Origin of the sequence: Neisseria flavescens (assembly GCF_001618065.1) — a bacterium.
Lineage (GTDB): Bacteria > Pseudomonadota > Gammaproteobacteria > Burkholderiales > Neisseriaceae > Neisseria > Neisseria flavescens_A.
Genome location: NZ_LAEI01000068.1, coordinates 1 through 9,623, shown reverse-complemented (window position 1 = coordinate 9,623; position 9,623 = coordinate 1). Strand labels below are relative to the sequence as shown.

General features: G+C 38.4%; 10 protein-coding genes and 1 pseudogene. 3 read left to right on the top strand and 8 right to left on the bottom strand.

The window, feature by feature from the left end; translation table 11 throughout:
• A pseudogene (locus TW89_RS10500) lies at positions 1 to 182 on the top strand (MBL fold metallo-hydrolase); the annotation flags it as partial.
• Positions 183 to 259: 77 nt separating this feature from the next.
• On the opposite strand, the gene TW89_RS10495 reads toward TW89_RS10500, so the two are convergent.
• From TW89_RS10495 to TW89_RS10475, 5 genes are all read right to left on the bottom strand, one after another.
• On the bottom strand, positions 260 to 1,132 hold the full coding sequence (locus TW89_RS10495) for a toll/interleukin-1 receptor domain-containing protein (protein ID WP_128581399.1): 873 nt from the start codon (positions 1,130 to 1,132) through the stop codon (positions 260 to 262).
• 262 nt (positions 1,133 to 1,394) lie between these two features.
• Complete coding sequence (locus tag TW89_RS11875) at positions 1,395 to 1,712, bottom strand: TIR domain-containing protein (RefSeq protein WP_225522207.1); 318 nt, start codon at positions 1,710 to 1,712, stop codon at positions 1,395 to 1,397.
• A 38-nt stretch (positions 1,713 to 1,750) separates the two neighbouring features.
• Entirely contained in the window at positions 1,751 to 3,547 is a 1,797-nt protein-coding gene (locus TW89_RS10485) for a TIR domain-containing protein (RefSeq protein WP_283114718.1), read from the bottom strand.
• A gap of 277 nt (positions 3,548 to 3,824) precedes the next feature.
• Complete coding sequence (locus TW89_RS10480) at positions 3,825 to 4,427, bottom strand: TIR domain-containing protein (RefSeq protein WP_128581398.1); 603 nt, start codon at positions 4,425 to 4,427, stop codon at positions 3,825 to 3,827.
• Between the two features lie 693 nt (positions 4,428 to 5,120).
• Positions 5,121 to 5,330, bottom strand: a complete 210-nt coding sequence (locus TW89_RS10475) for a hypothetical protein (RefSeq protein ID WP_283114717.1) — start codon at positions 5,328 to 5,330, stop codon at positions 5,121 to 5,123.
• A gap of 85 nt (positions 5,331 to 5,415) precedes the next feature.
• Here TW89_RS10475 and TW89_RS10470 point away from each other — a divergent pair, with 85 nt between their 5' ends.
• Both TW89_RS10470 and TW89_RS10465 read left to right on the top strand, forming a co-directional pair.
• A complete protein-coding gene (locus TW89_RS10470) occupies positions 5,416 to 5,796 on the top strand; it encodes a LysR substrate-binding domain-containing protein (protein WP_283114716.1) in 381 nt (126 codons plus the stop codon).
• 171 nt (positions 5,797 to 5,967) lie between these two features.
• Positions 5,968 to 6,546, top strand: coding sequence for an NAD(P)H-dependent oxidoreductase (locus TW89_RS10465; RefSeq protein WP_128581397.1), 579 nt, complete (start codon positions 5,968 to 5,970; stop codon positions 6,544 to 6,546).
• 56 nt (positions 6,547 to 6,602) lie between these two features.
• On the opposite strand, the gene TW89_RS10460 is transcribed toward TW89_RS10465, so the two are convergent.
• From TW89_RS10460 to TW89_RS12145, 3 genes are all read right to left on the bottom strand, one after another.
• Entirely contained in the window at positions 6,603 to 7,235 is a 633-nt protein-coding gene (locus TW89_RS10460; protein ID WP_128581396.1) for a histidine phosphatase family protein, read from the bottom strand.
• Positions 7,236 to 7,325: 90 nt separating this feature from the next.
• On the bottom strand, positions 7,326 to 8,426 hold the full coding sequence (locus TW89_RS12150) for a PEP/pyruvate-binding domain-containing protein (protein WP_283114715.1): 1,101 nt from the start codon (positions 8,424 to 8,426) through the stop codon (positions 7,326 to 7,328).
• Entirely contained in the window at positions 8,377 to 9,270 is an 894-nt protein-coding gene (locus tag TW89_RS12145) for a hypothetical protein (protein WP_283114714.1), read from the bottom strand. Before TW89_RS12145 ends, TW89_RS12150 begins: the two co-directional genes overlap by 50 nt.
• Between the last annotated feature and the right edge of the window lie 353 nt (positions 9,271 to 9,623).

Below are 9,623 nucleotides of genomic sequence, written 5' to 3'. Positions count from 1 at the left end.
GGACGGCTGATGTATTAAAAGCCAGTCAAGTCATGCCTAAAGTCAAAATCATCACCGTACACATGGATACCGTGAATCATACCGCCGTCAGCCGCGCCGATATGCGTAAATTTATACGCGGTCAAGGTATTGAAAGCCGTGTGAACGTTCCGAAAGACGGAGAAATCGTGAAGCTGGATTGATAAACGGCTCATTACCCTAAAGCAGCCTGCGCATTAGTTCAAAAGGTGCAGGCTGCTTTTTAAGAAGAAACAGAATCTTATATAAAATTATTCTCTAAAAGTTTCTTTCTTACAGTTTCATAATCAACCTCTATACTATTCATTAAGACAATAGGTGAATCATCTAAAGAAAAATCTTTTTTTAACTTTTCTACTCTTTCTTCATTTTTATCAAAGATAAGTAATAGAATATTTTTATCAAGCTCTTTACAAATAGATAACTCTACTTTTGTCCATTTGCTTTCCTCAATAAAATTTGGCGTAACAATGAATACTCCTGTCTTACATATTGAGATGCCATGGCGAATTTTTTCGTATATGACTTCCTCACTTGAATTATTTTCTAACGTCATTTCATTACGATCTAACCAAATTGGTATTTCTTTAGCGCATAAATAATCGCTAATCGGCAAAGCTATCTTATCTTTATCCAAGGATGAATGACTAATGAAAATTGCTGGAATCTGATATTCGGCATTTTTATACTGAGGGTATTTAGTCTCAAAAGCAGAACGCTCTCCAAACCAGAGTGTAGGGAGAAGTTTATTTCTAGCAAGCAATTCGGATTCAGACTCGGAAAAAATAAAAAGCCTATCAAAGAAAATTAGTGTATCTTCATTAATAAATGTTACTATATTTCCACCTTTAGACACGTCTCCAAGAAATATATTATGTAAAGAATATTTATTATCAAACTGTTTTACCCACTCAGTAAACCTTTCCCTTTTTAGGTAATTTGTATCTATTGTAATAAAAATAAATACCTCAAATTCCCATGGGTTATTATTCACTTTTATGCCAACTCCAGTAATCTCGTCCCTGTTAAATATAGAAAGAATATTTTTGATAAAATACTTATCTTTTTGCCTATTAATATAAGACCCTTTAAATATATAAGTTAGAAAATTCATAGACTATCTCCTTATAAAAGTTATAAATTATTTCTTCTCATTTTTCTACTCATGTCATACTGACAAGATTCTTTATCTTGATAAGTTAGATCAATAAGTAATCTTAAATCTTCAGTATTTAAATCTCCCCATTTTGTAACAGATATTTTTACGTCTTTAGCTAGCAAGTTATCAATTATACGTTCTGGCAAATAAGGATATCGTCTTTCAAACACATCTCTAGAATCTATACTAATCCAATTAGTAACCGATTGATATAAATTTATTTTTCCTCATCACCATGAGAGGCTGTAATATACTGAGGGTTTGTTGACGGAAGCTGTATTACCAGGATACCTGACTTTTTATTTACCTTACCATCATACATACTGGAATAAAGTTCCCAATCAATATGTTTTCTATTTTTAGTTTCCGTTCCTACCAATAAAATTGTAACAGTAGTATCACGTAAGTATTCATCGCGAATTTTCTTTCTAATTTCTTCATCAGATAAATCATCACTAATATCCCCGGTATCAACAGAACCATCAATAAAAATATCATATTTGCTATTAAGCTCTAATAATTTTCTTTTGCCCATTGATCATTATCATGATGATAACTAATAAAACTTTATGTTTAGTCATTAAGATCGTTCTCTTTTCTAGATAAGTTTTTAATCCCTTTTAGGATTAGGTGAATACATTCATCAACAAAAGGCGTCTGCATCAATCTCTCATATTCTTTGACCGTTAGTCCTGCTTTTGTTGCAAGCTCTGAGATTGAGATATCTTCAATAATAGATCTAATGTCGTCATAATTGGCATTATTATTGTGAGAACGTGCGATATCCTGTAATTCTTTATAGAATGCATTATGAGAAGTCTGCCATTCTTCCGTAAACTCTTCAGACAAGCATTGATTCTTAATTGAATCACATAACTTACCGGTTAATCCTCCTAAACCGCCAACTAAGAAAATTACTTTTTTCTCTTTAGAAGCAATCAAGAACTCTTCTAAAACCCCAGGCATTTTTCCAAGGTAGTTTTCAAATTTTCCACCAGCAAAAACTCTTATATCCGAAGAACAGATAGACGTTTCTCTCATCTCGGTAAGACATCGAGACCAAATATATTTATTTTCAGGACAATTTGGCTCAAGAAAAATTTCTTCATTTTGAATCAACCCTTTCACATCATCAGGTATATTAGCGGATACGGGTTTTACTACAGTTTTATAATTTGCATACCACTTTGTATTTTCTTTTTTAGTATATAGAGGCCAAGCTAGGTGATTTTCTACAAATAGTTGATCTGTCTGCAACCTATCTCTTAAAACTGTTGCTTCATCGAGAATAAACTTCGTAAAACCTTCATCCCGTAAATCGCCACCATAAATTAGAGTGTGCTCACCAGCTAATAAATGTCGTGCTAAAGATTGAGAAAACCGCTTGAGTTCGTCAATGTCTTGGTTGTATGTTTCATAACCGTCAGGAAGATAATCAGAAATAGATAGACCGATACGTAAATTAGAGCTAGTTTCATTCTCTTGTTTAGATGACCATAAGGGAGTGGAAACAGTAATGTTAAAATGATTCGTCCACTCCGTTTCTTCTTTATATAAAGGTGGTTCAGGGTAGCAAATAACTAAATTATCTTTATGTCCTTTATCTAAAATATCAACAATTTGTTGAATTTCTGGCGGCCTAGCAAAAATCTCAGCAGATTTATCAATCCAGCCTTGCTCTTGATAATATCGTAGCAGTTTGTGTGCATGCTCAAAACGTATTGTTTCTAATAATGCTGCGATAAGAATCCTTAAAATATCTTTTTCTTCCAATGGCTCTGCAGTTATATGCACACAGGGAATATTCGATGCTGCAGGGAAAACTCTATCTTCGTATTCTTCCAAGCTATTCACAAGGATAATAGGGCGTCGTTCCCTTTTGGCACTTAAAATTTCTCTTTGACACCAGTATCTAGAAGAGTACGCATCACTTTCAATCGCAATGATTGTTGAGTTTTTAATATGATTTTCAATTTCTTGATCAAATTTAAATCCAGGTGATATTTCATTTGCATCAAAAAATCTTTGCATATTGGAATTATCTAAAAAGTTTTTAATCGCTTCTGCGTGTTTTAAGCCAGTATCTCCTTTTTTAGCATGACTTAAAAATAGGCGAATCGAAGAATCAATGCCAAGGCTATTCTCAGTAGTACCTTTTAAACCAAATCGATACAACTCATGAGATAGAAAGAGAATTGCATATTCTTTTTTTAGTTCAGTAGGCCAATCAAATGCCCGAATACAATTAAAATTCTTCAGACGACCTGATGAAGTTTGATTGAATCCTTCTCGTTCAATAGCTACAGGTACAAGATGATAATTATCTTGCTCTGGTAACGAATTTATATAGTCTTCCCAATCAGGATTCATCAAAGTATTACTGCTAAATAAAAAGAAAATCACATCTTTCGTAGCAAGTTTCTGTGGGATGGAAGAAGGTGGAGTTTTGGGTTTCGTGAACTGTATAAAATGTTGGGATATTAATTCTCTAGAAATGGACGATCAATATCCCGTGTAAGATAACGACGAAATTCTATCATTGTAGAATAGATATTTTCGTTATCATTTGGATGCCAAATAAAATGAACGGCCAAAGGTGGAGTGATTTGCATGGACATAAGAGACTAATTCCTACTTAAAGTTTAAATTACCAATGTGAACTATTTCGATTATTGGCAAAATAATCGCGACTGTTACGATGTGACCCGCTGCCTCTTCTTTGAAATGCCTCATGAATCCATTTTTTTAATTCATGTGCAGAGGTTGGATAAGGATAGATTTTGGCATAGCCGCTCTGAATATTGTCATATAATCGTGGTGGAATGTTGCAAGGTGTATAAATCTGACTATTATTTTCAGTCCATTTTCGTACACAGTTAGGATGGAAATATGATTCATAACATGGAGAATAACTGGGCAACAGGATACCGATTAGACCAGAACGAGTATTTAGGTTTGAAGTTGTTAAACTGTATCCTATTTCCCAATCCACATGCTTACGTTGCCATGTATTTTGACCAATAAGAACTATGGTTACTGAGGAATCAGAAATATAGTTTTCACGAATCTTTCTGCGAATCGCATCCGTTTTATAATTTGGATCAATATCGCCATCTTGAACAGAACGATTAACAAATACTGGATCAAATTCATTAGAAAATTGCCGTTCAAATTGTTGGCGATAACAGTCATCTTGATGATGAAAACTCAAAAAAACTTTATGTTTCGGAATGTCAGAACTATAATACATTTTTTCTCCTTAGATTTTTCAAAATAAATACACATCATTAATATGAAATGTGTGAATTATATCACATCATTAAATACAGAGATATTTTTATAATATCTCATTATTATGCTATCAATAATCCTTATAGCTTCACATTAATATAATAATCTCCTTTTTCAAAAATTTATGTGCAGATGGGCTGTTTGTTTTTTATCAAATCTCTTAATTTTATTGATTAAAGTAACCTCTTCTTTGCAGTTTCCATGATACTGTTCAGCATAAATACCAGCTATGCCTCTCAGTTTTGACTATCGTGTACTGCTGCAATAATTAATAGTATTTTGTTTTCTTCCTGTAAGTCCCAAATTCATCACTACACATATTTCAAATGAAATTATAGCCGCCTTGTTAAGCCCAAACCGTCGTCTGCCAGTCCTGTTTTAATTGCCATGTTTATTTGGTAAGAGTTGAATTGGTGGAGAATTTTCCTGAACTCCCTCGGAAGTAGTGACGGCATACGTTTACCGCCTAAAAGAAATATCACTTGCCCACGTGTGAAATTGGTGTTTGATTGGCTGGAGGAGGTGTTGGGGGACACAGGCAGTAAACGTATCTGGATTTTAGAATCCGACTACGCTTACGCTGTTTTCAGACGACCTAAAACCATGTTCGTATCCATGTCCGTTTTATAACACCTTTAAGCCACACGATTTTTCATTTAACCAACAACCGTCCCTGTCTCGCCAAATTCAAAGTAGCCAGCAACAGCAACATAACCAAGCCGGAGCCTGCGGTGGCGAGGAAATAGCCTAAAAACAGTAAACGCTGTTCGGCAATCAAATGGAAACCGCAGCCCCTCTTGCATTTGCTGAAAATCCAAGCGCCGAAAATTAAAGTGGTGGTGCTGGCGATTAACGAAAGCATCGTACAAAATCAGCTTGAACAGCAGTAAATTGACTTTGCACTGGTGACACCAGACTTCCAAGCACCGGATATTCACGCAAAAAATTTGCATGATGAACGCTACATCTGTGCCGTTCGCCGCGATCACCCAATAGCTCAACAAACAGAACTTACCCTTGAGCAATTTTGTCAGTTAGAGCAAGCCTTAATTTCCTATCATGGCGGCAGCTTCAGCGGTGTTATTGACCAAACCCTGAAAGCGATTGGACTGCAAAGAAATGTCAGCCTGTCGGTACAAAACTTTATTGTCTTGCCTGAATTGCTGGAGCAAAGCGATTTATTGGCAGTCGTGCCCGAGCGCTTGATTATTCATTTAAATAATTTCAAACACTTTGAATCGCCCTTGAAATTCAATGCTTCACCAAAACCCTTATTTGGCACGAACGGACACATAAAGATCCTGCATATCGCTGGGTTAGAGAGTTGATAGAAGAGGCTTGTTTGGTTGAAGAGAAATAATGAATGCTAATTATAGGTATGAGAAATTTTCCTTTATGGTCTGTAAATAACGTGTAGGTGAATGCACTTTTAAAATATGCAGTAAAAAGGCATAATTTAAGACCTCATTTTTCAGAATTATTTGTTTTAGGAGCAAAAGATGAATATTTTATTATTGGATGGCGGTAAAAATTTCGGCCATTCATATGGCGAGTTGAACCACACACTTCATAAAAAAGCGAAAGAAGTTTTGACCGCACTTGGACATGATGTAAAAGAAACCGTGATTGATGCTGGTTACGATGTTGAAGCAGAAATCGAAAAATTCTTATGGATGGATGCCGTGATTTGGCAAATGCCAGGCTGGTGGATGCACGAGCCTTGGACAGTGAAAAAATACATAGACGAAGTATTAACCGCCGGACACGGTAAACTTTACCACAGTGATGGCCGCCATCGTGTCAATCCGACTGAAGGCTACGGCACAGGTGGTTTGTTGCAAGGCAAAAAACACATGCTTTCGCTTACTTGGAATGCGCCGATTGAAGCCTTCACCCGCGAAGGTGACTTCTTCGAAGGTAAGGGCGCGGATGCGTTGTATATGTACTTCCACAAACTTAATGAGTTCATCGGTTTGACCCGTCTGCCGACATTCGTATGTAACGATGTGATTAAAAATCCACAAGTAGAACAATACTTAGCAGATTACCAAGCACATTTGGAAAAAGTGTTCGGCTAATGGCAAAAAAGGTGGGTAAAAATGCCCACCTTTTTATTATTGTTGAATGGTTGTAATCATTGTAAATGAGCCACATCATTAAGTTGCTCAATATGAAAACCGCTTTCACTATTGTATTTCACGATACTGATCGAAGTATTCAACAATGACACGGATTTCCCCTCATCACGATGGTTTTCCCAAGTCGCTCCGCCTAGTAAGGATAATAAAAGCCGCAAGGTATGGCCATGCGATACCACTAAAATATTGGCTCCCGATTGATGTACTTTAATGATATCGTAAAGGGCGCCCATTGCACGTACTGCTAATTGTTCAAAGGTTTCGCCACCATTACTTAATGCTTTATAAGCTGCCGGGTCATTGGTTAATTGTTTGAATTCGGTTAGCTTCCGCAAGTCGGCGATCTGCATACCTTCCCAACTTCCAAAAGATTGCTCATTTAGTCCACAGTGCTGAAAAAGAGGGATGGGGCGCTGGCCGATAATATGGCCAGCCGTATCAATGGCGCGTTGTAAAATACTGGAATAAGCAGCGGTAAATTCTACTTGTTGTAGCGCCGCCCCGGTTTTCTGAGCTCCTGCAATTCCTTGTTCGGTCAGTGGTGAATTGCCTGATCCCTGCAAAAGTCCTTGTTCGTTCCATTGGGTACGGCCATGACGAATAAAATAAAAAGTGAGTTGTTTTGACATCATAGTTCCTTGGAGAACGGGAAGTATAGGGTATAACTAACTTATGATGCAAAGGCCGTCTGAAACGATAATTTCAGACGGCCTTTTGCTTTAACGTGTGCCGTTTAGATACGGTCGTGCTTGGAGGATAACAAGCTTACCATTGTCAAACGCCCATTCGATGTCCTGCTCTCCATTGGCAAATAGTTGTTTGATTTGTTGGCCGGTTTGGTCAAGGCGACGTATTTGTTCTTGATTCATTACGTTGCCACTGGTTACAGGTACCTCCCGTACCCCACCATTTTTATCCAGTTGCAGCGCTGTGGTTTCATTAGAGGAGCTGAGACGTTGTACAGAATCATTGCGACGGTTATAGACTACCTGTTCGGCTACCCGTTTGCCCTCAACGACACGAATACCCAACCCGTGTTTGGCGGCAATGTAGGCGCTGTTTTTCTGAGCAATATCATAAGGATTGATGGTAACCAGTACGCCGGAGAGATCTGCATTAATGCTTTGTTGCACAAAGACACTCATTTTCACGCTATCGTGAGGCAATCCGGCAATACGGCGGGCTTCGTATGCGCTGTAATTGAAAACGGAGGCCCAAGATTGCTTCACTGCTTCGGCCAACGCGTTTTCATCGGTAACATTTGGCACGGTGGTGTACAGCCCTGCGCCGCTGAAATTGGGCAGGTCTTCGGAATTAGAGGAGCTGCGGACAAACACGCCTTTGCTGTTTAATTGATTGCACCATTGTTCAGCCCATCTGTGTTTCCATTCTGACGGGATTTCGGCATCGGTAATTTTTTTCTGCAGTGAGAGTAAAGCAGTGCGGCGCTTGCGGTTGTCTCCATCACTTTGCGTTTCGATTTGTGTCAGTGTTGTCGCGTTAATACCCAGCCTATCCATCATGGCTTGATAGTAGGCAAACGGAATGCAGAATCCGTCAGGTACGTTACTACCTGCAATATGGGCGCGGATATGGCCGAGGTTGGCAGCCTTACTGCCGCAGTAACGGCTGTCATCACGGCGCAGGTTTGCCAAAGCCCGAAGGCTGTAATCGGAAACATCAGGTTGGGGCAGGGTAAGGCCGTCTGAAAAGCTTTTGCTGGTAGTGTTCCGGTTGGTTTGGACAATTCGGTATTGCTTAGCAGTCGCTTCAAATTCGATACGACGGCCAATATATGGGGCTAGGATTTTTTCTTGCATCTTTAAGGTAAATATTGGGAATCCCCCAGCCGCGTGCCAATACATTCACATGCGATAGTGCAGTAGATGGTTTCTCACTGATAATCCCCGCCACAGGTGGCAGCTCTAGGGGAACCTCTTTCAAAATAATAATATCGTCAGCGCCGACATTATAAAGATCATTTTCTTTGGCAATAACGCGTAATGTGCCTATCGCTTTACCTTGGTTTAGAGGCAGGTAGGGAAAATTTTTAATCAAACTTTCTTGGGTAATAAAAGGAACTTTACTTTGCTTGGCAACGGTTTCCTGCCATAAAGAATTGGTTTTATAACGCAACGGAGCGTAGAAACTGTCTTTCAGACGGCCTGCCACCAATCTCAACAATTCAGGCGTGATTTTGTCTCCTTCCCAAAACTCATAAACATATTCCTGAGTACTATTCTGCCAACTGATAGTACCAAACAGATAACGTCGGTTAGGACTACGGTATTGTTGATTTAATTCAGTTTTTGACAGCATGGGTTTCAAGATAGTAGCCAGATAATGCTCATGTAGCCGAAATTTGGGAGTATTGATGTAGTCGGTACGGTTATCGTCTTCACGATCGATGAGGAAAAGGATATGAGGAATTTCATATTCACTACCTTGATCATAGATACGCGAAAGTAAGTCAAAATCGGCTTGGCTTTTGATTGCAGATAACGCAGGAACTTGTGTTTTAACTGGAGTGACTGCAGTTTGACGCTTTTCAGACTCGTAATAAGAAGGCTTACGCGCCGTTGGTACAGCCGTATCGACTGTCTCAGCCTCAGGACGGCACGCTGAAAGTAAAAACAATATTGGGAGGTAAAAAGCAGGTTTCATGATGTTGTTGGTTATCCAAATCAGATGAAAAGAAATATACCTATTGTAAAAATCTAAATCAAACTGTTTGTTGCCTGGATAAATCAGTTTTATCAAAGGCCGTTTGAAACGTGATTTCAGACGGCCTATCTAAATGGTGTTTTTAAGATAAATTTGGCAATTCTGTTTTGCAGTAACTGTATTACTGCTTTACTGAATAGTGGAGGAATAGGGCAGGGGGAAATGTCTCTTTATCCCTTATTTCAACCGTTCAGACGGCCTTATTTCCATTCATCCCATTCGCTTTACCATCGGCATTATACCCGTTACCATACAGTGTTCATCGTCAGTCGGATATTACCCTTATGACCGCC